Origin of the sequence: Glycomyces algeriensis, assembly GCF_027622855.1 — a bacterium.
Classification (GTDB): domain Bacteria; phylum Actinomycetota; class Actinomycetes; order Mycobacteriales; family Micromonosporaceae; genus Glycomyces; species Glycomyces algeriensis.
Window position 1 is genome coordinate 15,017 of sequence record NZ_JAPZVR010000009.1, and the last position, 23,244, is coordinate 38,260.

At 69.8% G+C, this 23,244-nt stretch carries 29 protein-coding genes; 14 read left to right on the forward strand and 15 right to left on the reverse strand.

Features of this window, described 5'->3' with window-relative positions; translation table 11 throughout:
• Window positions 1–200: 200 nt before the first annotated feature.
• From O2L52_RS16765 to O2L52_RS16775, 3 genes are read right to left on the reverse strand one after another with little or no spacing between them, the layout of a single operon-like run.
• Complete coding sequence (locus O2L52_RS16765) at window positions 201–1,088, reverse strand: 5-oxoprolinase subunit C family protein (protein ID WP_270116899.1); 888 nt, start codon at window positions 1,086–1,088, stop codon at window positions 201–203.
• The gene (locus O2L52_RS16770; protein WP_270116900.1) at window positions 1,085–1,744 is read right to left on the reverse strand and encodes a 5-oxoprolinase subunit B family protein; all 660 of its coding nucleotides are present in this window, start codon (window positions 1,742–1,744) and stop codon (window positions 1,085–1,087) included. The genes O2L52_RS16765 and O2L52_RS16770 overlap by 4 nt, the downstream gene beginning before the upstream one ends.
• On the reverse strand, window positions 1,741–2,484 hold the full coding sequence (locus tag O2L52_RS16775) for a LamB/YcsF family protein (RefSeq protein ID WP_270116901.1): 744 nt from the start codon (window positions 2,482–2,484) through the stop codon (window positions 1,741–1,743). Before O2L52_RS16775 ends, O2L52_RS16770 begins: the two co-directional genes overlap by 4 nt.
• 323 nt (window positions 2,485–2,807) lie before the next feature.
• Between O2L52_RS16775 and O2L52_RS16780 the strand changes: the two genes are divergently transcribed.
• From O2L52_RS16780 to O2L52_RS16810, 7 genes are all read left to right on the forward strand, one after another.
• Window positions 2,808–3,212: a hypothetical protein gene (locus O2L52_RS16780; protein ID WP_270116902.1), complete on the forward strand. Its 405-nt coding sequence runs from the start codon at window positions 2,808–2,810 to the stop codon at window positions 3,210–3,212.
• A gap of 1 nt (window position 3,213) precedes the next feature.
• A complete protein-coding gene (locus tag O2L52_RS16785; RefSeq protein WP_270116903.1) occupies window positions 3,214–3,537 on the forward strand; it encodes a hypothetical protein in 324 nt (107 codons plus the stop codon).
• Window positions 3,538–3,624: 87 nt separating this feature from the next.
• A complete protein-coding gene (locus O2L52_RS16790) occupies window positions 3,625–4,119 on the forward strand; it encodes a WXG100-like domain-containing protein (protein ID WP_373897001.1) in 495 nt (164 codons plus the stop codon).
• A complete protein-coding gene (locus tag O2L52_RS16795) occupies window positions 4,112–4,654 on the forward strand; it encodes a hypothetical protein (RefSeq protein WP_270116905.1) in 543 nt (180 codons plus the stop codon). The genes O2L52_RS16790 and O2L52_RS16795 overlap by 8 nt, the downstream gene beginning before the upstream one ends.
• 14 nt (window positions 4,655–4,668) lie before the next feature.
• Window positions 4,669–5,208: a hypothetical protein gene (locus O2L52_RS16800; protein ID WP_270116906.1), complete on the forward strand. Its 540-nt coding sequence runs from the start codon at window positions 4,669–4,671 to the stop codon at window positions 5,206–5,208.
• A gap of 45 nt (window positions 5,209–5,253) precedes the next feature.
• The gene (locus O2L52_RS16805) at window positions 5,254–5,775 is read left to right on the forward strand and encodes an SUKH-4 family immunity protein (protein ID WP_270116907.1); all 522 of its coding nucleotides are present in this window, start codon (window positions 5,254–5,256) and stop codon (window positions 5,773–5,775) included.
• A gap of 218 nt (window positions 5,776–5,993) precedes the next feature.
• On the forward strand, window positions 5,994–6,872 hold the full coding sequence (locus O2L52_RS16810) for a hypothetical protein (RefSeq protein ID WP_270116908.1): 879 nt from the start codon (window positions 5,994–5,996) through the stop codon (window positions 6,870–6,872).
• A gap of 27 nt (window positions 6,873–6,899) precedes the next feature.
• Here O2L52_RS16810 and O2L52_RS16815 read toward each other — a convergent pair whose 3' ends face one another.
• The 5 genes from O2L52_RS16815 to O2L52_RS16835 form a co-directional block, all read right to left on the reverse strand.
• Entirely contained in the window at window positions 6,900–7,274 is a 375-nt protein-coding gene (locus O2L52_RS16815) for a hypothetical protein (RefSeq protein WP_270116909.1), read from the reverse strand.
• A 70-nt stretch (window positions 7,275–7,344) separates the two neighbouring features.
• Window positions 7,345–7,818, reverse strand: coding sequence for a GNAT family N-acetyltransferase (locus tag O2L52_RS16820; RefSeq protein ID WP_270116910.1), 474 nt, complete (start codon window positions 7,816–7,818; stop codon window positions 7,345–7,347).
• Between the two features lie 118 nt (window positions 7,819–7,936).
• Complete coding sequence (locus tag O2L52_RS16825) at window positions 7,937–8,425, reverse strand: hypothetical protein (RefSeq protein ID WP_270116911.1); 489 nt, start codon at window positions 8,423–8,425, stop codon at window positions 7,937–7,939.
• A 99-nt stretch (window positions 8,426–8,524) separates the two neighbouring features.
• Entirely contained in the window at window positions 8,525–9,058 is a 534-nt protein-coding gene (locus O2L52_RS16830; protein ID WP_270116912.1) for an SUKH-4 family immunity protein, read from the reverse strand.
• Window positions 9,059–9,127: 69 nt separating this feature from the next.
• The gene (locus O2L52_RS16835; protein ID WP_270116913.1) at window positions 9,128–9,571 is read right to left on the reverse strand and encodes a DUF1707 SHOCT-like domain-containing protein; all 444 of its coding nucleotides are present in this window, start codon (window positions 9,569–9,571) and stop codon (window positions 9,128–9,130) included.
• A 208-nt stretch (window positions 9,572–9,779) separates the two neighbouring features.
• On the opposite strand from O2L52_RS16835, the gene O2L52_RS16840 reads away from it, so the two are divergent.
• Window positions 9,780–10,865: an NADH-quinone oxidoreductase subunit D gene (locus O2L52_RS16840; protein ID WP_344473570.1), complete on the forward strand. Its 1,086-nt coding sequence runs from the start codon at window positions 9,780–9,782 to the stop codon at window positions 10,863–10,865.
• A gap of 185 nt (window positions 10,866–11,050) precedes the next feature.
• Here the strand turns inward: O2L52_RS16840 and O2L52_RS16845 are convergent, their stop codons facing one another.
• Entirely contained in the window at window positions 11,051–11,698 is a 648-nt protein-coding gene (locus O2L52_RS16845; protein ID WP_270116915.1) for a hypothetical protein, read from the reverse strand.
• Window positions 11,699–11,770: 72 nt separating this feature from the next.
• Here O2L52_RS16845 and sigJ point away from each other — a divergent pair, with 72 nt between their 5' ends.
• The 3 genes from sigJ (at window position 11,771) to O2L52_RS16860 (ending at window position 14,277) form a co-directional block, all read left to right on the forward strand.
• The gene (sigJ, locus tag O2L52_RS16850; protein ID WP_270116916.1) at window positions 11,771–12,712 is read left to right on the forward strand and encodes an RNA polymerase sigma factor SigJ; all 942 of its coding nucleotides are present in this window, start codon (window positions 11,771–11,773) and stop codon (window positions 12,710–12,712) included.
• 69 nt (window positions 12,713–12,781) lie between these two features.
• Complete coding sequence (locus O2L52_RS16855) at window positions 12,782–13,222, forward strand: carboxymuconolactone decarboxylase family protein (protein ID WP_344473573.1); 441 nt, start codon at window positions 12,782–12,784, stop codon at window positions 13,220–13,222.
• 377 nt (window positions 13,223–13,599) lie between these two features.
• On the forward strand, window positions 13,600–14,277 hold the full coding sequence (locus tag O2L52_RS16860) for a phosphotransferase (protein ID WP_270116919.1): 678 nt from the start codon (window positions 13,600–13,602) through the stop codon (window positions 14,275–14,277).
• 59 nt (window positions 14,278–14,336) lie between these two features.
• Here O2L52_RS16860 and O2L52_RS16865 read toward each other — a convergent pair whose 3' ends face one another.
• From O2L52_RS16865 to O2L52_RS16885, 5 genes are all read right to left on the reverse strand, one after another.
• Window positions 14,337–14,510 carry a hypothetical protein gene (locus tag O2L52_RS16865; RefSeq protein ID WP_270116920.1) on the reverse strand — a complete coding sequence of 58 codons (174 nt, stop codon included), beginning with the start codon at window positions 14,508–14,510 and terminating at the stop codon, window positions 14,337–14,339.
• Between the two features lie 89 nt (window positions 14,511–14,599).
• On the reverse strand, window positions 14,600–14,911 hold the full coding sequence (locus O2L52_RS16870) for a DUF1416 domain-containing protein (protein ID WP_205326659.1): 312 nt from the start codon (window positions 14,909–14,911) through the stop codon (window positions 14,600–14,602).
• Window positions 14,912–14,942: 31 nt separating this feature from the next.
• On the reverse strand, window positions 14,943–15,794 hold the full coding sequence (locus tag O2L52_RS16875; protein WP_270116921.1) for a sulfurtransferase: 852 nt from the start codon (window positions 15,792–15,794) through the stop codon (window positions 14,943–14,945).
• Between the two features lie 502 nt (window positions 15,795–16,296).
• Window positions 16,297–17,019: an LmeA family phospholipid-binding protein gene (locus O2L52_RS16880; RefSeq protein WP_270116922.1), complete on the reverse strand. Its 723-nt coding sequence runs from the start codon at window positions 17,017–17,019 to the stop codon at window positions 16,297–16,299.
• Between the two features lie 68 nt (window positions 17,020–17,087).
• Window positions 17,088–18,158 (reverse strand): hypothetical protein, encoded by a 1,071-nt coding sequence (locus O2L52_RS16885; RefSeq protein WP_270116923.1) that lies wholly within the window; start codon window positions 18,156–18,158, stop codon window positions 17,088–17,090.
• A gap of 458 nt (window positions 18,159–18,616) precedes the next feature.
• On the opposite strand from O2L52_RS16885, the gene O2L52_RS16890 reads away from it, so the two are divergent.
• From O2L52_RS16890 to O2L52_RS16900, 3 genes are all read left to right on the forward strand, one after another.
• Window positions 18,617–19,339 (forward strand): winged helix-turn-helix transcriptional regulator, encoded by a 723-nt coding sequence (locus O2L52_RS16890; RefSeq protein WP_270116924.1) that lies wholly within the window; start codon window positions 18,617–18,619, stop codon window positions 19,337–19,339.
• 297 nt (window positions 19,340–19,636) lie between these two features.
• Window positions 19,637–19,954 carry a hypothetical protein gene (locus O2L52_RS16895; protein WP_270116925.1) on the forward strand — a complete coding sequence of 106 codons (318 nt, stop codon included), beginning with the start codon at window positions 19,637–19,639 and terminating at the stop codon, window positions 19,952–19,954.
• 5 nt (window positions 19,955–19,959) lie between these two features.
• Window positions 19,960–21,813 (forward strand): hypothetical protein, encoded by a 1,854-nt coding sequence (locus O2L52_RS16900; protein WP_270116926.1) that lies wholly within the window; start codon window positions 19,960–19,962, stop codon window positions 21,811–21,813.
• A gap of 300 nt (window positions 21,814–22,113) precedes the next feature.
• Here O2L52_RS16900 and O2L52_RS16905 read toward each other — a convergent pair whose 3' ends face one another.
• Entirely contained in the window at window positions 22,114–23,178 is a 1,065-nt protein-coding gene (locus O2L52_RS16905) for an arabinan endo-1,5-alpha-L-arabinosidase (protein ID WP_270116927.1), read from the reverse strand.
• Between the last annotated feature and the right edge of the window lie 66 nt (window positions 23,179–23,244).

The following is a 23,244-nucleotide window of genomic DNA, read 5'->3' on the forward strand; positions in this document are numbered from 1 at the left end:
CCGTACAAGAGAGAGGAGGTGCGACTGGACTTCGGGAAGAGGCGCGACGGCCTGCGAGGACGAGCGGAGGCGCAACGCGACGACGGGGACGAGCCGAAGCGCAGCGCGGCCCGCTGCGCGGGCCGGGGTTGCCGAGCGCGCTCGTTGAGCCGGGTGCGTCGGGCGCGCAAGGCGCCACGACGCATCACCGGCCGGCTCGGTCAGGCCCGCCTGCTCCAGTGGGGCATGGGGATCGGGGCGAACCTGATCCGCGTGCCGGGTCGGGCTTGAGCGGCGGCGGCCTGCGCTTCGGCTCCGACGACGCCGATCACGGGGTAGCCGCCGGTGGTCGGGTGGTCGGCGCCGAACAGGATCGGCTGCCCGTTCGGGGGGACCTGGAGGCCGCCCGCGACGATGCCCTCGCTCGGAAGTTCGGCGGTGTCGATGCGCCGCAGCGCGGGACCGTCGAGCCGCAGGCCGATCCGGTTGGAGTGCTCCGAGACCGTCCACACCCCCCGGGCGAGTTCTGCGACCGCCTCAGGCCGGAACCACTCCAGGCGGGGGCCCAGGTGGAGCTTCATGACGAGCTCCTCGCTCACCCCGGCCCACGGCGTCGGCCACTGCGTGGGCAGCGGCGGGTGCGCGGGGCTGGGGCCGAGCGGGATCGTGTCGCCGTCGGCCAGCGGCGCGGGGCCGAGACCGGAGAGCAGGCAGGTCGAGTGCGAGCCGAGGCTCGACTTCGGGTGCAGCCCACCGGAGAACGCCAGGTAGGAGCGCACGCCGACTTCGGCGGGGCCGGCGTCGAGCACCGACCCGGCCTTGAGCTTCACCGGCTGGCCCCACGACTCCGGGCGTCCGTCCACAGTGACCGGGCAGGGCGCGCCGCCCACGACCACGGTCACGTTCCGGTGCGCCTTCACCGTGCAGCCGTTCAGGGTCGTCTCGAGCGCGCAGGCCCCGGTCGGGTTGCCCGCCAGCTGGTTCGCGAGCCGCCACGACGGGCGGTCCGCGGCGCCGGAGGGCGGCACCGCGAGGTGGCCCCAGCCGGGGCGGCCGGCGTCCTGGCAGGTGGTGAGCACGCCCGCGCGCAGGATCTCGATGTGGCTCATACCCGCACCGCCGCGAACCGCACCTTGGTGCCGGGGACGAGGAGCGCCGCGGGCTCGCGGTGCTCGTTCCACAGCCGGCCCGGGTTCGTCATCGTCGCGATGAGCTGCCACCCGCCGGGGCTCGAACGCGGGTACACCCCCGTGTAGGGCCCGGCGATGGCCACGGACCCGGCCGGGACCGCGGTCCGCGGGCTCTCGCGGCGCGGCACCCGGTACTCCTCGGGCAGGCCCTCGAGGTAGGCGAACCCGGGGGAGAACCCGCAGAACGCCGCCTCGTACTCGATGCCGGAGTGGATGTCCGCCACCGCGTCGGGGCTCACGCCCCACAGCTTCGCCACGGCCTCGAGGTCGGGCCCGTCGTAGCAGACGGGTATCTCGACGGCCTCGCTCGCCGATTCGGGCTCCTCGGTGAGCGGCCAGCCGGGGAGTTCGGCGGCCAGCAGCTCGGGCTCGTCGACGCCGTCGACGAGCACGGTGGTCGCGCCCGGGACCAGGTCGGCGGCCTCCAGGAGCCCGGACATGCGCCGGGCCTGGAGCGAGCGGTAGCAGGCGCGCGCGAGCGCGGTGGTCCCGCAGTCGATCAGGATGCCGCGCGGCCCGGCTGGGAGCGGCCTGAGCCCCCGGTTGGAGGTGGGTGCGGTGGGTCTGGTGCTCACGAGAAAGCCTCCACGTCGATGCCTCGCTCAATCAATGCTGACCTGATCGACGCGGCGACCGCCACCGCGTCGGGACCGTCGCCGTGCACGCAGATCGATTCGGCCGCAACAGGAGTGACAGTACCGTCGATCGCCGTCACGACACCGTCGGCGGCGAGCGACACGGCCTGCGCCACCGCCTCGGCGGGCCCCAGGAGCGCTCCCGGGAGCCCGCGCGGCACGAGGTGTCCGTCGGGAAGGTACCCGCGATCGGCGAAAGCCTCACCTACGACGCGGAACCCGGCTTCGGTCGCGAGAAGGTCGAGGGTGCTCCCGCGCTGGGTGAGCAGCACGTCCACGCCCGCGATCGTCGCGCCCTCGACCAGAGCTGCGGCCTGCACCGGGTCGCGCCCGGCCCGGTGGTACAGCGCCCCATGGGGTTTCACGTACGCCACGTCAGTGCCGGCAGCCTGGGCGAAGACCCGAAGCGCGCCGATCTGGTAAGCGACTTCGGCGGCCAGTTCCTCCGGAGGGACCTCGATCTCGCGCCGGCCGAACCCGGCGAGGTCGCGGTAGGAGACCTGGGCGCCGACGCGCACGCCTCCGGCGGCGGCGAGGGCGGTGACGCGGCGCAGTGTCAAGGGGTCCCCGGCGTGGAAGCCGCATGCCACGTTCGCGCTCGTGACGATGCGCAGCAGCGCGTCATCGTCCGTGAGCACCCAGCGACCGAAACCCTCCCCCAGGTCCGCGTTGAGGTCCATGACTAAACGGTACCGGAGTGCACGGGATTCGGGCGCTTCGGGAACGGGGGGAGAAACCCCACCCCCGATCCACCCGTCCGGGTGAGGCGGGCACCGCGGCCGGGCTCGCGCGGGCACGGCGGCCGCCGTGTGCCTGGGGCGCGTCAGTGGGACGCGAGTACATCCTCGAATGTGCACCAATATGGACAGAGGCGACATCGTGACGCTCGGTAAACAGACTTGCCAAAACCCCTGGTAGACAGTGGTATTCGGGGTCCCCGAAACTTGCACCGCCGGTCTATGCTGATACTCACATTTGAGTTCACTGAGACCTCGGAGGCGGCATGTTCGGTGAGGACGCCATCGCCCAGCAGCTGGCGGAAGCCCGCTCGCAACTGGACGTCGTCAGGCAAACGCAACAGGACCACCAGGTCCCCCCGGTCACCGTCGAGGGGGCCGAAGGTCGCATCAAGCTCACCCTCGGCTCCAACGGCCGCGTCGAGCGGTTCGAGTTCTTGGAGGTGCGGGTCCTCAAGGAGGGCACCGAGTTCCTCGAAGAGGAGCTCGCCAAGGTCGTCAACGCGGCACTCGACGCCCGCGCCGAGTCCCTCGGCCACGACACTGCCGCGCCCGACCTCGAGGCCATCGGCGAGGCCGTCACCAAGATCCAGGACCAGGGCATCGCCCAGATGCGGGCCATGAGCACCCAGATCAGCGCCGTGATGAAGAAACTCCAGGGAGGGGCCTGACATGGTGGTGCAGCTCGACCTCGACTCGATCCGCGAAGGCGCCGAAGCGCTCGACGCCGCCACCGAGGCGGTCCAAGGCCTCTTCGACGAGTTCAAATCCGCAGTAGAAGGCCTCACCGACTCGTTCGGCGGCGACATGATCGGCTCGCTCCTGGACCTCGCGCACCAGGTGTGCATGGAGGCCCTCATGGAGTGCATCGAGTCGAACATCGAAGACCTCCTCGACTACGCCGTCAACCTCCGCGAGATGGCCGACACCCACGAGAACGCCGACAGCGAGGCCGCGCGCATCTTCCGCGAACTCCTCGCCGAACTCGGTCTCTAGCCCCGATCCCAGCCCCGCCCGACCGCCGCCACCGGCCGCGCCCTCCCGTCACCCTTCGCGTTCCTCCCCTTACGAAGGAGATCCAAAGTGGGTATGTCACTGCCCTCCGAACTCACGAGCCTGCTCTCCATGCTCGGCTACGACTGGCCCGAATCGGACGAGACGAAGCTCTACGACCTCGGCGACACCTGGACCAAGCTTTCCGACCAGATCACCGGCGCCATCGACCAGCTCGAAGACGCCGCCCGCACCGTCACCGACAACAACATCAGCAAGGACATCGACGCCTTCCGCTCCGAATGGGAGGACGGCGAGTCGGCGGTGCGCAACATCGCCGACATCGGCGAGCCCTCGAACATCATCAGCATCGGGCTCATGATCGCCGCCGGCGTCGTGCTCGCCTTGAAGCTCCAGATGATCGTCCAGCTCGTCACCCTCGCCATCCAGATCGCCCAGGCCATCGCCACCGCCGTCGTCACCTTCGGCGCGTCGCTCCTGGAGATCCCCATCTTCAAGATGATCACCTCGATGCTCATCGACCAGCTGCTCAACATGGCGATCGAGGCGGTGCTCAATGGCTAGGGCACGCACCAGGGCCGCCCGCAAGTCGGTCGCCAAGGGCGCCAAGATCATCTCGGCCATCATCGACAACCCGCGCTTCTTCCGCGCGGGCAAGGGCCGCGGCATCAAACCCAAGGTCGTCACCATCAGGTTCGACCCGAAGATGAGCAAGAAGGACTTCCGCACGAAGGCCGACTCGCTCCGGCGCCTCAGCCGCGAGGGCAAGCTCCGCAAGACGCCGGTCAAACGCGACCCGCAGATCACCCGCAACTACCGCGGCGCGACGATCCGCAAGCTCGCCGGCCAGCACCGCGGCAACCGCGTCCAGCAGCGGCGCATCGCCCAGAAGTTCAGCGGCCGCACCTCGGCCACCCGCGCCGGCGACGGACTCGACCCCGACCACGTGCACGAATTGCAGCTGGGCGGGCGCGACCACGCTGATAACCTCCGCTGGATGGACGCCTACACGAACCGCACGATCGGCTCCCAGATCGCCGGGCAGCTCAGAGGCGTCCCCGACGGCACACCCGTCATCATCAGAGTGCTCGGGTACTGAAAGGACGGACCAGGATGGAACTCGCCGCGAAGGCCGCGCTCGTCCGCCCCCGCATGGGGGAGCTCGAACGCAACGGCTGGGCCCACGAACTCGGCGAACCCGCCGAGACCGAGGGCCTGCCGCCCGCGCTCGCGGACCTGTACCGGGTCTTCGACGGCCTGAGCACCCGCATGGGACTCATCGACCTCTTCGCGGCCGACGACGTCCTGGCCGAGCTCGACAAGCAGGGGACGGGGGGCCCGCACGCGGATCCGCACAACCCCGTCCCGCAGCTCGTCCAGTTCGGCAACGTCTGCTACAGCTTCGCGCTCTGCACCGACATCGACTCGGGCGCAGTGCATCTCGTGGACGCGGACGCCCTCATCGAGGCGGTCGAGCAGGGCGCGCCCCTCCCGACCGAGCCACTCGCGCCGAACCCGGTCGCGTTCGCGGACGCGTTCCTGTTCGGCCCGCGCTACCGCGAGCTCATCGACCTCGCGGGCGGCTACCAGACCCCCGAGGACGAGGAGGAGGACGAATGGCGCCTCCTCATCGAGGAACTCGGCTTCGCCTGAACCCGTCTCCCGCCACCGAAAGACCCCTGACCTGAGGAGGACCGCATGCCCGCGGCAGCGAAGTACCAAGCACTGTGGACAGAAGACGAACTGATCCCGTACCCGCGCGAGGACTGGCTCGCCGACGGCTTCCCCGCCGCCGCCCTCCCCGAGGGCGACGAGGTCCCCCTGGACGTCGAGGTCGTCTACACCGCGTTCCTCCCCGGCAGCCCGGGCCTGTACGACTCGATCAGCCTCGGCACCGAGGACGGCAAGGTCGACCTGCACCTCGTCGTGGTCGGCGCGGTCGAGGATGACAAGAACCTCCTGTACGTGCTCGACCCCGACAGCGGCGACATCCTCCAGCTCGACCAGTCGAACCCGCGCGACGTCCAGGCCGTGAACTCCAACTACCGCTGCTTCGTCGAGTTCCTCTACCACTTCCAGCAGTTCGTCAACGCCGACGAGGGCAAGGAGGGCCGCGCGGCCCGCGCCGCCTCCCTCCGCGAGATCCTGATCCGCCTGGACCCCAACGCCTTCGCGGCGGGCGCCTGGTGGCCGCTGGTCTTCGACCAGCTCACCTCCTGACCGAGGCCGCCGCTGCACGGGCCCGTCAGGCATCGAACGCGGGATCATCGCGTTGACCTGCTTGCGGGTTCCTTCGGCGTCGCCAAAGCTGTGACCGGTAGGGCGTTGCGGTGCGCGAAGCTCACGAGACCCCCGCACACCACAGCAGGGGTGGAGAGCCGAGAGCCGCGCCGTCACCGGTCCGCCGCCTCGGCAGGAGCGCCGCGAGGAGGCCGACGATGAGCACCATGGACCCAGCGGACGTGCAGCGGGCGAAGCGGCGACAGCGCGAGGGGGATCGGCGCTTCCTCGCCTGGGCGATCGCCGCCGCGATGCTCATGACCGGGTGCGCGGCCCTGTTCGGTCTGGCGGTCGCGACCACGGCGAACATGTTGCGGCACTCGATCATCGACAGCGTCTTCGACGAGCGGCTGCCGTTCCCGACGTTCTGGGGCCCCGGCACGCTCGGCTACCTCTGGAGCATCGGGATGATCGGCACGCTCATCGGCTCCATCGCGGCGTCCTCGCTGCTCGACTCGTACCGGGGCGGCGAGCAGCAGCCTCGGATCCTGGCGTCCCTCGCGACCTGCGCGGCCGCCGTCGCCGTCGTGGCGAACGCGCCCACCTGGCTCGACCCGCTCGAGGTCGGGGTCGCGGCCGACCCGGTGTTCCACGAGGACGAGGCTTGGAGCGTCTTCGGTTGGATCGCTTACTACGCCGACATCTGGCTGCCTGGCCTCGCCGTGGCCATCGCCGGTCTCGTGGTGGCCCATGCGATCCGGCACTACGGCCGACTGCGGCTCCAGATCGCCGACCGCGGGCGGCTGCTGATGGAAGGACGATGTACGAAGGGCGCCGTGACCGCGATGGTGCTGCGGACCGCGACGAACGACCAGGGGCAGCGTTCGATCGCGGGCACTGAAGTGACGGTGCGGTTCACCGACGCCCACGGCGTCGAACGGTGGGTGACCCGCTTCAGTCGGGGCCGCACGGGGCTACCGGCCAGGGGCTTCGCCGAAGTGCTGTTCGACCCGGTGCGGCCGGGGGACGACCACCTGGTCTTCGTCGCGTTCCATTCCGATCCGGCCCCGCCGGAGTGGATCGGCCCTGAGCTCTGATGGACTCGTTGCAGCGCCGGGGGCCGCTCAGTATCGAGGGCGGGCGATCCTCATCGTCTCGGGCGCCGCGCCGTGCAGCTCCCGGTAGGCCGCCACGATCTCGTCCTCCACGTCTTCCCCGGCCTGCAGGCGGACCAGGAACGGCACCACCCAGTGCAGCTCTGCCGCATCGAATTCGGTGTTGAAGAGCGGACTCAGCTCGCCCCGCGTCCCGTCGATCAGCGTCGAGAGGGCGACCAGGCCGCCCGCGTTCACCACATGCGGGCCGATCGAGAACGCGAGGATCGACTTCGCGCCGTCCGGGTACAACCCCACTTCAACGGGATGCGGGTAGGACCCGGAGGGCGTGCGGGCGAGCACGAGGAACCGCAGGGGGGCAGGGGCTCGTTTCTTCTTCGCCATGCCTGCATCAAATCACGCGGGGTCGACAAGTGCATCCGGGCAGTTCAGGGGCCGCCGGAATGGCGGCGGCCTAGCCGAGCCGGAGGATGGTCTCTTCGACCTCGGTCTGCCGCCCGGGCGCGTACGCGACCTCGGTGCCGATCGTCTCGAATCCCGCCTTCTGCAGCACTGTGAGCGATCCGGCGTTGTCGCTCGCCGCGCGGGCGTACACGGGTCGGATCGCAAGGGCCTGAAGGAACTGCGCGAGAGCCCGGGTCGCTACGCCCTGGCCCCAGACCGAGCGGTCGATCCAGTAGGTGAGCTCGGTTTCCTCCTCGATGACGAAACTGGCGATGCTGCCCACGAGCCGGCCGTCGAGGGTGATCGCCTGCGTGTTCACGTCCGGAGCGGCCCGCACTCTCGCCATGTGCGCGTCGAACGCCGCCCGGTCGTCAGGGTCCTTCGCCGTGAACGCGGCCATCCGCACCGACTCCGGGTCCCGCATCAGCTCGAACAGCACGGCGAGATCGGCGTCCTCGATCGGCCGCAGTGCCACTTGCGCCACGCCGGTCCTCCTCTGGTCGTCCCCTTGAGGACCGTAGCAATCGCCCCCGACATCACCTGCTGACCAGGCGATCTCGGGGGCGACGACGCTGTGTTCGGAATCCGACGCGTGCTCCCTACTACGGAACCGCTCCGCCCGGCAGCGGGCGATTCGGTTCAGGCTCGCCGGGCTCGGGGTACGGGCGCATCGGGTCGGGCCGGTTGGGATCCGGCGGGTTCGGGCCGGGATCGGGATGCGCCGGGTCCGGCGGCCGGTTCGGGTCCGGGTACGGCCGCGTCGGATCCCCGGGCTCCGGGTAGGGCCGCAAAGGATCGGGCCGGTTCGGATCGGGAATCGGCTGCGCCGGGTCCGGCGGCTGGTTCGGGTCCGGGATCGGCTGCGAGGGATCAGACCAGCCCGGGTCGCCCGTTACCGCACTGTTCGGCACCGGAACGTCCTGATCGCCCGCGATCTCCGGTTCCTCTCCGGCGATCTCCTGCTGCAGCGGGGTGCCCCGGCGCTCCTCCTCAGGGGTCAGCCCGAAGTGCTCGCCCCGGTACTCCTCCGCATCGTCGCCGCCCCCGCGCTCGCGTCCGCCGCCGTCGTGAGCCGTGTGTCGATCAGACATGTCTCCCCCTCTGCGTTGAATCGAGGGAGTACCCGGACGGCGACCGGTCATACCGGCAACGGACGGCGGTGCCGGAACCGGAAGCGGCAGCCGTCGGCGTCAGGCCTTCGAGCCCAGCTGCATGAGGGCGACGTTCCACCACGACTCGCGGTCCGCGAGGGCCTCCGGGTCGATGGCGTTCAGGGTGGCGCGCAAGGCCTTCGCGCGCTTGGCGCGGCCGAAGCCGCCCGTGTCGGCGTCGATGAAGAGCGCGAAGTGGTACAGGAACTCGGTGAGCGCCTTGAACGTCGAGTTCACCAGCTCCAAGGTGCCGTCGCCGACCCCGAGGAGCAGGATCCGCCCGCTGTCGGTGTCGAGGCAGAACAGCATGTCGTCCCGGTCGTCGGGGACCGCGCCGATCACGGCCAGCGCGAGCGTCCCGTCCGGGCCCATGTCCAGGTTGATCCTGCTGTACAGGTCGAACCGGGCGCCCTCGAGGTAGGCGGTGAACACCGCGGACATGTCGATCGGCAGGAAGTCGACCACCGGGTACGCGGCGGCGGGCGCGGGGAACTCGTCGAGCCACTCCTCGCGCGGGTAGGGGATGGTGTTCTCAGGCTCCCAGGCCTTCAGGATGGCGTCGCTGTCGGTCACGGTGCTTCCTCACAGGGGATCGGGGTGCGCTTGCGCCGCACTTCGGGGAGGTGGTCGCTCATGCCTCGGTCAGAAGAGACCGGCGACGGCCGCGACGACGAACAGGACCAGGATCACGAGCACACCGATCGCGATGTACAAGATGATCTGCGGGTTGATCGCGATCAGGATCAGCGCCAGCACCACCGCGATCGCGGCCGAGACGCCGACGATCTTCCACTTCTGCGAACCCGCCTCCGCGCTGTCGCGCAGCTGCTGGTTCACCTTCGACAACGGCGCGGCGGGCATGACCGCGGTCGGCTCCAGCCCGGACTCCGCGAACCCGGGCGGCGGCAGCTGCTGCAGATCCGACAGCAGGACGTCCAGCTCCGAATAGACCTTCGCCTGCATGGCGGCGTCCACGCGCTCCTGGTACTCGAGCACGTCGAGGCGGCCCTCCTCGACCGCCTCGCGCAGCCGCTCCATCACGACCTGCCGGTCGGACTCTGACGCACGCATCTGATCGCGGTCCATTGGGCGATACCTCCATAGTCGGCATCCTCAAGGATGCCAGCACCCCGCAACCCACGCCAGGGAAACCTCCCCGCCCTGTTCCCTGCACGACTCGCGGCCTCCACCGCCGCAGACCCTTCCCCGGGAGCCCCGAAGCTGCGACGATGGGACCGTGAGCCAACGGGAGCAACTGATCGTCGGCGTCGGCGCCGGCACCGAGACCACCGACATGGTGCTCAACATCGGCCCGCAGCACCCGTCCACCCACGGCGTGCTGCGGCTGCGGCTGCGCGTCGACGGCGAACGCGTCACCGAATGCGAGCCGATCATCGGCTACATGCACCGCGGCGCCGAGAAGCTCTACGAAGTGCGCGACTTTCGCCAGATCATGCTCCTCGCCAACCGCCACGACTGGCTCTCCGCGTTCTCCTCCGAACTCGGCGTCGCCCTCGCCGCCGAACACCTCGCCGGCATCGAGGTGCCCGAGCGGGCCACGTGGCTGCGCATGGCTCTCGCCGAGATGAACCGGGTGCTCAACCACCTCATGTTCCTCGGCTCGTACCCGCTCGAGATCGGCGCGATCACCCCGATGTTCTACGCCTTCACCGAGCGCGAACGGCTCCAGCAGGTCTTCGAGGAGGCCAGCGGCGGACGCATCCACTACATGTACAACTGCGTGGGCGGCCTCAAAGCCGACGTCCCCTCCGGCTGGGAGGGCCGCGCGCACCGCGCCCTCGACGAAGTCGAGCACGGCATGATCCGCCTCGACAAACTCCTGCGCCACAACGAGATCTTCGCGGCCCGAACCAAAGGCGTCGGCGTGCTCGACCCCGCCACGGCCGCCGCCTACGGCGTGACCGGCCCGGTCGCGCGCGCCAGCGGCCTCGACTTCGACCTGCGCCGCGACGAGCCCTACCTCGCCTACGACCAGCTCGACGTCCCGGTCGTGCTGCGCACCGAAGGCGACTGCTACGCCCGCTTCATCTGCCTCCTCGACCAGGTCGCCGTCTCGATCTCCCTGGCCCGGCAGTGCCTGGAGCAGGCGGCCCTCACCGGCGGGCCCGTGAACTCGAAGCAGCCGAAGATCTTCAAACCGCCCGCGGGCGAGACGTACGTGTGGACCGAGAATCCCTTGGGCGCCAACGGCTACTACCTGGTGAGCCGGGGCGAGAAGACGCCGTGGCGCCTGAAGCTGCGCACGGCCTCCTACGCGAACGTGCAGGCGCTGGCGACGCTGATGACCGGCTGCCTGATCCCGGACATGATCGCGATCCTCGGTTCGATGTTCTTCGTGGTGGGCGACATCGACAAGTGAGCGGGCCGCTCGGTCGACGCCGGCGGACCCGCTGATCCCGTCGCTCGCGCCCTCGCCGGGCGTCTGTTCGCCGCCCGTACCGGCGTTGACCAGGACGATCAGGAGGATCACCGCCGCGACGAGGCCGGTGTAGAGCGCCAGTGACTTCCAAGCGCTGCGGTACTCGCTACCGCCAGGTAAGGGTGCTAGGCGCAGCCGCCGGAGGTCTCGTGGACGCGCATGGGCTGGGCTTCGACCGGTTCGGTCCAGCTGGTGAGGGTCGCGCCGTCGGGGCAGTCGACCGAGCCGTACGTCCAGGCATCGGTGGCCTCGGCCGGGGGATCGGGCGCGAAGGCGCCGATGGGCGCCTCCAGCGGCCTGCAGCCGCTGACCGCCTGCACGGCAACGGGTTCGGCCCAGCGTCCGCCCGGGGGATCGGCGGCGGGGGCGGTGACTCGCACGCCGATGAACTCCTGCGTCGTGCCCGACCATGACGCGCCGTCCGGTTCGCTGGTCAAGGAGCGCAGCGCGAACCGCTCGGTCAGCGCCTCCACATGCTCGACCGTGGCACCCGAGACCTGCAGGGTCCGTTCGAGGGACAGGCCCGGCCGCACCGGCGTCACCTCGCACTCCTCCCAGGTCAGCGGCCCCACCGCGAGCACCGCCGCACCGGTGAACAGCGCCGCCGCCTCGCCGACCGCGGCGTCGAGCAGCCCACGGGCCCCCTCGGCGTCGACCTGCTCGCGCACCGTCGCGCGCGATCCCGCGAAGGCGACCGCGACCAGCAGCACCGCCCACACGGCGACCGCGATGCGCAGGCGGCGCCGCCACCGCTCGGAGAGGTTCGAGAACACGCCACCAGTCTGCCCTACGCCTTTGGTGAGATGACGGTCACAATCTGCGATCCGGTGTCACACTCTTGAAGCATGTCCCGTCCTCCTCACATGCACCGACCGGAAGCGCACCACACCGAGGCACCCGCCGAGGCGCCTCCCGCGAGCCGCGCGCTCGCGCACTTCGAAGAGCTCCGCCCGCGCCTCTTCGGCGTCGCCTACGGACTCCTCGGCTCGGTCGCCGAAGCCGAAGACGTCGTCCAAGACGCTTGGATACGCCTCCAGCGCACCGACATCGACGCGATCGAGGACCTCACCGGCTGGCTCGTCACCGCCACCTCCCGCCTCGCCCTCGACGTCCTCCGCGCCGCCCGCACCCGCCGCGAGGCCTACGTCGGCCCCTGGCTCCCCGAACCGGTCGAGACCGCCCCCGACCCGGCCGACTCGGTAAGCCTCGCGGACTCCATGTCCTGGGCCATGCTCGTGGTCCTGGAGACCCTCAGCCCCGCCGAACGCGCCGCCTTCGTACTCCACGACGTCTTCGGCCTCACCTTCGACGAAGTCGGCGCCACCCTCGGCCGCAGCCCCGCGGCCTGCCGCAAACTCGCCAGCCGCGCCCGCGAACACGTCGAGCAGCGCAAACCCCGCTTCGATGTCGACCCCGAAGCCCACCGCGCCGTCGTCGACGCCTTCTCGCAGGCCACCCGCTCCGGCGACCTCGACGGCCTGCTCGAACTCCTCGACCCCGACGCCGTCCTCACCTCGGACGGCGGCGGCCTCGTCAGAGCCGCCCGCAACCCCGTCCGCGGCGCGGACAAGGTCGCCCGCTTCCTCGTCGGCATCAACCACAAGTACACCGACCGCAGCCACCGCCCCATCGTCATCAACGGCAGCCCCGCCCTCATCACCGTCGGCGGCGGCGTGGTCGACGGCGTGATCGCCCTCGGCATCGAGAACGGACGCATCGTCACCGTCGACTACCTCCGCAACCCGCAGAAATTCGCCGGCCTGCGCACCACCCGGGCCGAACAGTAGGAAGGAACCACCATGGAACCCCGACTCGCCTTCACCGAGACCGAGTTCGCCAAGCAGTACTACAAGCACATGCTCGCCAACGAGAAGCTCTTCCACACCGGACCCGTGCCGCACACCACTATGGAACTGCTCAAACTGCGGGTCAGCCAGATCAACGGATGCGGCTTCTGCGTCGACATGCACTACAAGGACGCCGTCCACGCCGGAGACGACCCCGAGCGCCTCAACCTCGTCACCGTCTGGCGCGAATCCCCCGCCTTCACCGAGCCCGAACGCGCCGCCCTCGCCCTCGCCGAGGAGTCGGCCCGCCTCGCGGACAACCCGCACGGCGTCACCGACGAGACCTGGGAGCAGGTGCGCAAGCACTACGACGACGAGCAGATCGCCGCCCTGGTCGCCATGTGCGCCCAGATCAACGCCTGGAACCGCATCAACGTCACCCTCCGCACCCCGGCGGGCTTCTACGACCCGGCCACCAAGACGGCCCGCTACAAGAACCTCAACAAGTAGCAGAACCCACGAAGGCGGCCCGCTGCCCGCAGGAGGGAAGACCGCGGGGCAGCGGACCGCCGTGATGAAGAGAGGAGGACCGAAAGGACAGGCGCCGCGGCGCCCGTCCAGAGGCCCGACCCAGGCGGATAGCGGACCGCCGTGATCACGGGGAAGTACGAAGACCGCGCGGGCAGCGGGCTATCGCGATAAAGGGAGGAGGACCGTGAGGACCGGCCGCGGCGCCCCATAGAGGCAGGACCCTGGCGGGTAGCGGACCGGCGCGATCACGGGCGACCACGAACGCGGCCCCCGGGCCCACCCGCGCAAGTGCGGGGCGCAGCCACGGCACCAGCCGTCATCGGCCACCTCAGTACCGCCCGCGCTAGGGTGCGGGCATGGAACTCCTCGCATCGGGCCGAGCCTCGGCCGTCTACGCGATCGACGAGCGGACCGTACTGCGCCGCAGCGGCTTCGACATCGTGAACGAGGTGCGGCTCATGCGGTACCTCCGCGAACGGGGCTACCCGGTCCCGGAGGTCTACGCCGCCGACGGCCGCGAGATGCGCATGGAACGCCTGCACGGCCCGACCCTCGCGCACGAACTCACCACCGGCCGCGTCGGACCCGCCCAGTGCGCCGAATTCATCCGGAACCTCCACAACGAGCTGCACCGCATCGAACCCCCGGCCTGGCTCGCCACGCAAGCCCGCGGCGTCGACCTGACCGGAGGCGCGACCGGCCACGCAGTCCTGCACCTCGACCTGCACCCCGAGAACATCCTGCTCACCGACCACGGCCCGCAGGTCATCGACTGGACCAACGCCGCCGCAGGCGACCCTGAGATCGACCTCGCCGTCACCTGGGCGATCTTCGCCGGCATCGACGCGACACCGCTGGAGCCCGCACTCGCCGCAGATTTCGACCGGCTGCTCGAGCTCCTGGGCAACGGCCCGTCCAGACACGCGCTGGCGGCGGCGATCGCATTCCGGGAGGCCGACGGCAACCTCGATGCGGCCGAACTGAACCGGCTGCGGGCCCGCGCCGCCGCCACGACGACCACGCCCTGCAGCTGAACCGTCGCCCGAATCGGAGCCGCGACTGCGGTTGCCGTTGCGCCGGGCGGCAGCCATCATCATCGGCGATGCGGCGATGCGGCGATGCGGCGATGCGGCGATGCGGCGATGCGGCGATGCGGCGATGCGGCGATGCGGCGATGCGGCGATGCGGCGATGCGGCGATGCGGCGATGCGGCGATGCGGCGATGCGGCGATGCGGCGCGCTTGTCGTTGATGCCGTTCGGCGGCAAGGCAAAAGGCGGGGCCGCGTGAGCGGCCCCGCCTTTCAGACTGGGATACGAGCTGAATCGCCCCGGTCGGTCTCGGTGGTCGTGATCGACTAGCGGCTCACGGCCAGCTTGGTCTCGTTGAGACCGCGGTCGGCCTCGACCTCGCCCGTGGCGTCGCCGTAGCGCGAGAGCGCGCGCAGCGTCCACTTGCCGGGAGCGGCGAAGAAGCGGAACTGCCCGCCCTCACCGGTGACGACCTCGGCCGTGAACTCGCCGGAACCGTCGAGCAGACGCACGTAGGCGCCTTGCACGAGTTCGCCCTCGTCGTTCACGACGGTGCCCGTGAGCACGGTCTCCTTCTCGATGTCGACCGACGCCGGCAGGGCCGCGTCCTGGTCGGGTGCAGCGCAGCTGTCAGACATTGGTGTTCCTTTCCTACTACCGTCGCCGGTGTTACTTGGTGCCGGGCTCGTCGCCGAGCGCGATCGGGACGCCCACGAGGGAGCCGTACTCGGTCCACGAGCCGTCGTAGTTCTTGACGTCCGTGTAGCCGAGGAGCTCGCGGAGCGCGAACCAGGTGTGGCTGGAGCGCTCGCCGATGCGGCAGTAGGCGATGGTCGCCTTGTCCTCGTCCAGGCCCGCCTCGCCGACGTAGAGTTCGCGGAGCTCCGCCTCGGACTTGAAGGTCCCGTCCTCGTTCGCGGCCTTGCTCCACGGCACGCTGAGCGCGGTGGGGATGTGGCCGGCGCGCTGGGACTGCTCCTGCGGGAGGTGGGCCGGGGCCAGGAGGCGGCCGGCGTACTCGTCGGGGGAGCGCACGTCGATGAGGTTCTTGGCGCCGATGGCGGCCTCGACCTCGTCGCGCTTGGCGCGCAGGTCCCAGTCCAGGGGCTTGGCGATGTAATTGGTGGCCTCGCGCTTGACGACGTCAGCGGTCACCTCGCGGGCGTCGAGCTCCCACTTCTTGCGGCCGCCGTCGAGGAGCTTGACGTCCTCGTGGCCGTACAGCTTGAAGTACCAGTACGCGTAGGCGGCGAACCAGTTGTTGTTGCCGCCGTAGAGGACGACGGTGTCGTCGTTCGCGATCCCGCGCTCGGAAAGGAGCTGCGAGAACTGCTCCTGGTTGACGAAGTCGCGGCGGATCGGGTCCTGGAGGTCGTCCTTCCAGTCGATCTTCACCGCACCCTTGATGTGGCCGTAGTCGTAGGCGGAGGCGTCTTCGTCGACCTCGACGAACACGACTCCGGGGGTGTCGAGGTTCTCTTCCGCCCAATCGGCGGTGACCAGCACGTCTTCACGAGCCATGGCTTGTTCTCTCCTGAACGTAAATGAAACTTGAGTTCGAAAGTTCGAGAGCGAGCCCAGTGGTGCGAAGCGGGGCGGAACGCTGCTGTTCGCAGCTGAGCAGGGTTCGTCCTGGACAGATGGTCCGGGATTCGAGCCGATTGACGTCACACCCGAGCGGAACCGCTTTATGCAAGCGGGCCTTGGGTTGGTGGTGAGTCGTAAGCCTTGCTCTGAAGTTCGCGCACGCTGGGCCGCAATGCGGCGACCGCCGTCGGGCCTCTATGGGCCTGGCGAGTCGCCTAGGGCATTCGACAGAGCGTGGTCGCGATCATGCAGTAGTCGATCGCGCGCCGCTTGGTGAGCATCGGCTTGCGCATGGCTGGAACGCTAGCAGACTTCCCGGGCCGAATCCATACCCGTTCTCGCGATGCGGACTGTGACGAAGACCCAGAGCTACGGGCCGGTACCGCCCGGTGCCCGCCCGCGCTGGCGGCGGGCGGGCGGTGCAACCGCAGGTGGATCAGGTGAGGACGACGTCCTCGGCGGTGCCGGAGACGGTGACGACGTCGCCTTCGAATCGGATCTCCGACAGTTGGATCCCATATGGCAGTTCGGGCAGCGCCACGGTGGAGGCGAACTCGCCGGCGGCCTGGTCGACGAGCGGCTGCACTTGCGGCGGCAGGTTCTCGGTGAGGGATTCGACGGCGTCGGGCGTGAAGGTGAGGGTGTTGTCGGCGAACGCGAACTTCCCGGTGGCCTCGAGGTCGACCTGGACGCCGAGGAACTCCTGGGATCCGGTGAGGGAGGCCGTGCCGTCCTCGTCGATCTGGAGGTCGTACCCGGTCTGCTCGGCGACGATCGCTTCGATCGAGTCGACCGAGACGGAGCCGCTCACGTCGAGGGTGCTCGCGACGGCGTCGCCGCCGTTGCGGAGTTCGCGCCAGTCGGCGTCCACGTCGTGCGCGACCATCTCCAGGGACGGGAAGGTGAGCCCGTTCGAGCCGACGTCCTGGAGCGTGATGTCGATCTGCTCGAACTCGCCGGTCCAGGCCTGGGTGAGGAACGGCCAGCCGTGGATCTTCACGTCGGGTTCCTGGTCGGAGTAGGCGCCGTTCGCGGCGGCGGTGTTCGCGACCTCGTCGGCGATGCGGCGTTCGACCAGCGCGTTCGCGACCCGGTCGCCGAGTGCGACGACCGCGACGACGATGACGAGGGTGATGAGCAGGCGGCGGAGGATCTTCACCAGGGGGTCTCCTGTGCAGCGGTGTGCCCGTCGGGGTGCGCCAGAGGGTGGTCGACGGACTGAATGTGTCAGTCGATCATGTAATAGGCGCTCAAGAGGTACACGACGGGGCCCGTGAGGGCGAACGCGAGGAGCGGTCCGGCGGCGCTGACCACCGGGTTCGGGGCGGTCCCGCTGCCGTCGATGCGGCGCGAGGCGGACATGTACCCGCACGCGAGGTCGGCGAGGACCGCGGTGAGCGCGATGAGGAGTCCGCCGACGGCGGCGTGGGTGGGGTCGGGGCCTTCGATGACGAGCCCGGCGTACGCGGCGGAGGCGGTGCCGCACATGGTGCCGATGACGATGCCGAACGCGCCGCGCGTCACCTGCCGGTTGATGCGCGGGTCGGGCATGACGAGGTCGACGGCCCGCGCGGCGAGGATCGCGGTGCCTGCCGCGACGACGGCCGAGTACATGGCCGGCGGGGCGGAGCCGAGCCGCGAGAGCGCGATGTAGCAGGCGTAGCCGCAGACGGCGAGGCCGAGCAGCATCGTGAACCCGAGGTTCTCGGTGACGCCGACGTGGGTGCGGCGCACGAGCTGCGCGGCGACGGCGACGCCGTACGCGAGAGCGAGGAGCACGGTGATCGGGACGAGGGAGACGGGCGTCCAGGCGACGGCGGCGGCGTCGGCGGCGATGGCCAGGAGCGAGGCGACGGCGAGGGGCACCCAGGCGCCTTCGATGCGGCGCACCCAGGTCACGAGGCCGACGGTGGCGAGCTGGAGGACGGCGATCCCGGCGGCGTAGACGGGGCGTTCCATCTGGGCGCCGAGGACGAGCCCGGCGCTGATGACGATGGTGGCCGCGATGGCCGGGAGGCGGTGGAGGAGGGCGGGGCTGGGCGGCGGGAGGGTGTGGTCCTCGGTGCCGTCGGCGCCGGCGGTCCGGTAGGCGCCGGTGCTCCCCGGGGGCGCGGCGGCGCGGCGGCGCTCGGGGCGGCCGCGCGGGGCGTCGGGTCCGGGGCGCTCTGCGGGCCCGCCGCGCTCATCGGCGGCACCGGCGGTTCCGGCGTAGGCGTCGCCCCAGGCGGGGCCCTCGGCGGCGCCGGGCGCCTCGGGAGGCTCGTAGCCCCAGGTCTCGTCGGGTCGGCTGTACGACACGTCCACAGCCTACGGCAGCAGGAAATCCCGACTCGCGACCTTCGCCATGAGTCACCCTTGCGGACGGTCGTCCGGCACGTCGGGTGACGCGGGGTCCGGCGGGACCGGTCCGGTGCCGGATCATCGCCGGAATCGACTCGTCTCAACATGTGGACCCTCATCGAATCGAGTTCGGGGCGGGTCCGCGAGCCGGGCGCGACCGCGCCTCGGATTCGGCTGCGGGACAACAGTGCAGGTCCAGATCGTGACCGGGCCGTGTCGGTCCGGTGAACGCGGTTTGTCCGAAACCTAGCTTCAGGGAGTCCCGCATGGTGAGGTTTCGCCGCGGTGACGCTGGTCTTTTGACTGGTGACCGTTTACACTTGTCCAGGACTCCACCTACCGCATGTAAGCCCGCCCGCCGTCGACGCCGGGAAGAGCGATAGTCGCGTGTGCTCACCAACCAGCGGAGGACTGCTGTGGAAATCCTTATCCTCACTTCCAACCCCGTTCCGGAGTCCCCTGAGTCGATCCTGCCCTCGCTGGAACTGCTGCCCCACCGCGCGCGCTACGCCGGCCGGGACGTGCGAGCGCTGCTGAGCGGCCCGAGCCCCGATGCGGTGATGGTCGACGCCAGGTCCGACCTCGCCGACGCCCGCGCCACCTGCCGCGTCCTGCAGGCCACCGGCCTGACGGTGCCGCTGTACGCCATCGTCACGGAGGCCGGTCTGGCCGCTCTGCAGGCCGACTGGGGTGTGGACGACTTCCTGCTCGCCTCGTCCGGCCCCGCCGAGGTCGAGGCGCGGCTGCGCCTGGCCACCGGCAAACCGAACGCGGCCACGGCCGCGGGACCGGCCGTGATCCGCGCCGGGGACCTCACGGTCGACCCGGACACGTACGCCGCGAAGCTCAAGGGCACGCCGCTCGACCTCACGTACAAGGAGTTCGAGCTGCTGCGCTTCCTGGCCCAGCACCCCGGCCGGGTCTTCACCCGCGAGCAGCTGCTGCGGGAGGTGTGGGGCTACGACTACTTCGGCGGCACCCGCACCGTCGACGTCCACGTGCGTCGTCTGCGCGCGAAGCTCGGCAGCGAGTACGAGTCGATGATCGGCACGGTGCGGCAGGTCGGCTACAAGTTCGTGGCCCCGCCGCCGGAGAACCTGCGCGAGTCCGAGCCGGTCCCGAAGCGGGTCGACGCTTGATACAGGGCTGCCACTGACGAATGACATTGCGAGCGGGTCCGCGAGAGCGGGCCCGCTCTTTTCGTTGTGTCCAAAGTTGACAGAGTGGCGATTGCGTTTCCTGGTGTATCAGAGGGAATTGATTCGAAGCCGCGGAAGAAAAATGCAATCGAGCAAGGAAAACTTACCATTATTAATGGGACAAGAGAATGGTCCTATCGGGACAAATGCCGCAACTCTACGTACCCATGCTATTGCTCTCGGTGGTTAGAATTGAGTTCGCTTTGGACCTAACCTTCCCTCTTGGAGTGTGACCCCGTGTCCGATCGCTCCGTCGACCCCGAAGCCCTCGCGGTGTTCCGCGAGATCGCCCAGGGCCGCTTGGACTACCTCGAAACCCTCATCGATCAGTTGCGCAACGGCAACGAACTGGGCGTCGAACCCGGGTTCGGGCTGCTCGACGGCGCCCTGACCGCGCGCGATGCCTATCGCGAGTTCCACCGCCAGACCTGGACCAACCTCCAGGACCTGCGAGCGGACCTGACCGGCATCATCGCCACGCTTGACGGTGTCGCCGGGCGAGTCGTCGAGGACGATGAGACCTCCGCCGTCCACCTCTCGCGCGGTAGGGACTGAACGCCATGTCAGACACCCAGCAGCAGAACCAGAACCAGAACCAGTCGGAGGACCCGGACCTCGGCGAGGACCCGAACTACGACGACGAGCTCGACCCCGACCGCGCCCTGGAGCCGGACCCGGACGAGGACGTGGGCGAGGAGCCCGCCGACACCCCGGTCGACCCCGACGCGGACGACGAGTCCGCCGACGACCCGGACGAGGGCTCGGACGACGAGGACTCAGAAGACGACGATGCCGACTCCGATGACGGCGCGGACGAGGACGAGCAGGACGACGACCCCGACGACGTCCCTGACGACGACTCCGATGAGGAGGACGACGACGAGGACGACGAAGAGGAGTCGGACGAGGACGACGGCAAGAAGGAAGAAGAGAACGAGGACAAGGACCACCAGGGCCGGCAGTCCTCCTACGAGCGCGAGGACTGGGACGGCCAGGCGCCCGACAACTCGGCCGACTTCGAGTACCAGCGCATGGACGCCCAGGCGCTGTTCCTCTCCGGCGCCCCCTGCCCGCACGCGACCTGCGAGAACACCGAGAACCCCGCCGAGGCAGCCTGGATCAAACTGGTCTCCGCGATCCCCGAGGTAGGGCAGGTCAGCAACCTCACCGTCGTCACCACCGGCACGGCCGCTCCGGGTCAGGACGCCATCCAGTCGCTGGTGTCCCAGGTGCGCCCCGACAACCCGGACACCTACGCGCTCAGGGCGATCAGCACGCACTGGCAGACGTTCAAGGACGGCTTCGACACCGACCCGACCACCGGGATCGCCCCGATGCTCAAGTCGGGCCTGCGAACCCTCTCCGAGCACTGGCAGGGCGACGACTTCGACGCCTTCGCCGAGCAAGTTGAGGTCGTCATGAGCAACTGCGCGTCGGTCTGCGACGACATCGGTGACCTCTCCTCGGGTGCGGTCGGGCTGCTGGAGCAGAAGGCCGACGAGTTCTACGGCCTGCAGGGCGGGTCCTCCGGAGAGCTGCCGTATCCCGCGCCGCTGTACTGGATCTCGGACCTGGCAGTGATGTACACCGATCCGTTCGTGCATGTGCGCCCGCCGTTCCGCAGCGGCCTGTGCGATGTGACGAACGGGTGCGGGCACGCGGGCGGGCTCGTGGGCTCCCTGCTGGAGCTCGGCGGATTCGACAAGGACTACCTGCGGGAGGTCTCGAACTACGTCGAATCGCAGACCGAGTACTACATGAACAAGTTCAAGAACGACAAGCCGCCGCCCACCCCGGAACAGTGCGCGGCATGGGCGCAGGCCGACGCGAACAACGAGATGAGCAGCGACATGAGCGCCGGTCTCGACGACTACGAGTCGCGGTCGCGCATCGCGAACGAAGACGTCATGAACCGGTGGGAGAACGCCGAGGAGTCGGCCGGGACCTTCGCGCCGGAGGCCAAGCCGTCGAACCCGTCGAACTTCCGGGAGGCCTCGGACATGCTCGAGGACTCCTACGGGGGCCTGGACGCGGGCTCGGGCGGTTTCGTGCCCGGCAGTGAGCCGCCTTCGCCGGACGCCGGCGGCGCCGGTGGGGGCGGCGGTGGCGGCGGCCTGGAGCCCCCCGGCGGTGTGAGCGGTGGTCTCGCCAGCGGCGGGTCGACGCTCGGCAGCGGCGGCTCGTTCCCGGTCGGCCCGGCCTCCTCCACATTGGAGAGCGGCAGCTCGGCTGCCAACGCGGCCGGCGGCGGCCGCGGCGGTGGCGGCATGGGCGGCATGATGGGCGGCGGCGGCGCTGGAGGCGGTCGCGGCATGGGCGGCGATCAGGAGGCCGAGGGCGAGCACCGCGACTGGCTCGAAGAGGACGAGGAGATCTGGGGCATCCGCAAGATCGACGAGGACCCCTACGCCTGAGCGGACAGTGAGGCGACGGGCCGCGATCCTTCGGGTTCACGACGTCGACTGAAAGACCGGTGGGCCCGTCGCAACGACGGGCCCACCGGTCTTTAGTTGTCCGCTGGTCGGCCTCGGTCCGATCCGGGCGGCCCGAGGCGCGTTCACGGTCTGGACTGCATCCAGGCTGTGCTTCTAGTCCTGGAGTGCGTCCAGGCTGTGCTTCCGGTCCTGGACTCCGTCCAGGGTGCGTTTTGGGTCCTAGACTCCGTCCAGGCTGTGCATCCGGTCCTAGACTCCGTCCAGGCTGTGCATCCGGTCCTAGACTCCGTCCAGGACGGGCCACCCCCGGGACCATGTGATCGCTTCGATGCCGAGGTCGAAGTGGCCGTCCTCGTGGTACGAGTGGTACGCCATGAGGCCGTTCGAGATCGACTGGCCCCCGGTGGCGACGTAGTCGCCGTGGGCGCCGAGCACGAGGGTGCCGCCGCCTTCGGTGAGGGGGACGCCGTTCGCGTCGACGAAGGGCCCGGTCGGCGAGGTGGAGCGGCCGACGCGGATGTTGTAGGTCGAGTCGGCGCCCGCGCAGCAGACGTCCCATGAGGTGAAGAGGTAGTAGTAGCCGCGGTGCTCGGTCAGCACGGGCGCCTCGATGCCGGCGCCGCCGCGGCCGGCGATGTGGACCGGCGTCGCGCCGTTCGCGGCCTTGCCCGAGGGCCAGTCGAGTTCGAGCATGTAGATGCCCTGCCACCAGGAGCCGTAGGCCATGTAGTGCTTGCCGTCGGCTTCGAGGATGGTCGGGTCGATGGCGTTGAAGGGGTCGCCGGGGTTGGACTCCCAGACCTGGCCCTCGTCGACCCACTCGTAGTCGTCGTCGGCGGGGTCGAGGGTGGTGTTGGTGGCGAGGCCGATGACCGAGCGCTGCTGGCCGAAGGTCGAGGCCGAGTAGTACAGGTAGTAGCGGTCCTGGTCATCGTCGAAGTAGATCTCGGGGGCCCAGAGGTTGTCGACGCCGGGGACGGTGTCCTTGAGCCACTGGGGCTTGGTGTCCCACACGGTGTCGACGTAGTTCCAGGTGGCGCCGTCGTCGGTGGAGGAGCGGATGGTGACGTTGCCTTCGCCGAGGGGGCCCCAGCCGGTGGCGAACACGTACCAGGGGTCGCCTTCGTTGCAGGGGGCGAAGAGGCCGGGGTCGTGGGCGCCGAGGTCGCCGCCGAGCGTGCCGGGCGCTTCGATGTCGCACTTGCGGTCGTGGCCGTGGCCGTGCCCGTGACCGTTCCCGTTGCCGGGGTGGGCGAGCGCCGGCGGCGCGATGATCGCCAGCGCCGCGGCGGCGAGGCCGATCGCGCCGGTCGCGGCGAGGAGGGTGGTTCGCTTCCGTTGCATGGAAGACCGCCTTGTCCGTGAATCGATGGATTGAAACGACTCAATGTTAACGGGAACATGGCGGCG

Bases quoted from the DNA above. Each gene is read 5' to 3' on its own strand.
- O2L52_RS16905 (WP_270116927.1), bottom strand. From the start codon at position 23,178: ATGCAACGGAAGCGAACCACCCTCCTCGCCGCGACCGGCGCGATCGGC.
- O2L52_RS16875 (WP_270116921.1), bottom strand. From the start codon at position 15,794: ATGGCTCGTGAAGACGTGCTGGTCACCGCCGATTGGGCGGAAGAGAAC.
- O2L52_RS16860 (WP_270116919.1), top strand. From the start codon at position 13,600: ATGGAACTCCTCGCATCGGGCCGAGCCTCGGCCGTCTACGCGATCGAC.
- sigJ (WP_270116916.1), top strand. From the start codon at position 11,771: ATGTCCCGTCCTCCTCACATGCACCGACCGGAAGCGCACCACACCGAG.
- O2L52_RS16795 (WP_270116905.1), top strand. From the start codon at position 4,112: ATGGCTAGGGCACGCACCAGGGCCGCCCGCAAGTCGGTCGCCAAGGGC.
- O2L52_RS16810 (WP_270116908.1), top strand. From the start codon at position 5,994: ATGAGCACCATGGACCCAGCGGACGTGCAGCGGGCGAAGCGGCGACAG.
- O2L52_RS16835 (WP_270116913.1), bottom strand. From the start codon at position 9,571: ATGGACCGCGATCAGATGCGTGCGTCAGAGTCCGACCGGCAGGTCGTG.
- O2L52_RS16805 (WP_270116907.1), top strand. From the start codon at position 5,254: ATGCCCGCGGCAGCGAAGTACCAAGCACTGTGGACAGAAGACGAACTG.
- O2L52_RS16855 (WP_344473573.1), top strand. From the start codon at position 12,782: ATGCTCGCCAACGAGAAGCTCTTCCACACCGGACCCGTGCCGCACACC.
- O2L52_RS16800 (WP_270116906.1), top strand. From the start codon at position 4,669: ATGGAACTCGCCGCGAAGGCCGCGCTCGTCCGCCCCCGCATGGGGGAG.
- O2L52_RS16785 (WP_270116903.1), top strand. From the start codon at position 3,214: ATGGTGGTGCAGCTCGACCTCGACTCGATCCGCGAAGGCGCCGAAGCG.
- O2L52_RS16765 (WP_270116899.1), bottom strand. From the start codon at position 1,088: ATGAGCCACATCGAGATCCTGCGCGCGGGCGTGCTCACCACCTGCCAG.
- O2L52_RS16870 (WP_205326659.1), bottom strand. From the start codon at position 14,911: ATGTCTGACAGCTGCGCTGCACCCGACCAGGACGCGGCCCTGCCGGCG.
- O2L52_RS16815 (WP_270116909.1), bottom strand. From the start codon at position 7,274: ATGGCGAAGAAGAAACGAGCCCCTGCCCCCCTGCGGTTCCTCGTGCTC.
- O2L52_RS16900 (WP_270116926.1), top strand. From the start codon at position 19,960: ATGTCAGACACCCAGCAGCAGAACCAGAACCAGAACCAGTCGGAGGAC.
- O2L52_RS16780 (WP_270116902.1), top strand. From the start codon at position 2,808: ATGTTCGGTGAGGACGCCATCGCCCAGCAGCTGGCGGAAGCCCGCTCG.
- O2L52_RS16825 (WP_270116911.1), bottom strand. From the start codon at position 8,425: ATGTCTGATCGACACACGGCTCACGACGGCGGCGGACGCGAGCGCGGG.
- O2L52_RS16840 (WP_344473570.1), top strand. From the start codon at position 9,780: ATGGTGCTCAACATCGGCCCGCAGCACCCGTCCACCCACGGCGTGCTG.
- O2L52_RS16775 (WP_270116901.1), bottom strand. From the start codon at position 2,484: ATGGACCTCAACGCGGACCTGGGGGAGGGTTTCGGTCGCTGGGTGCTC.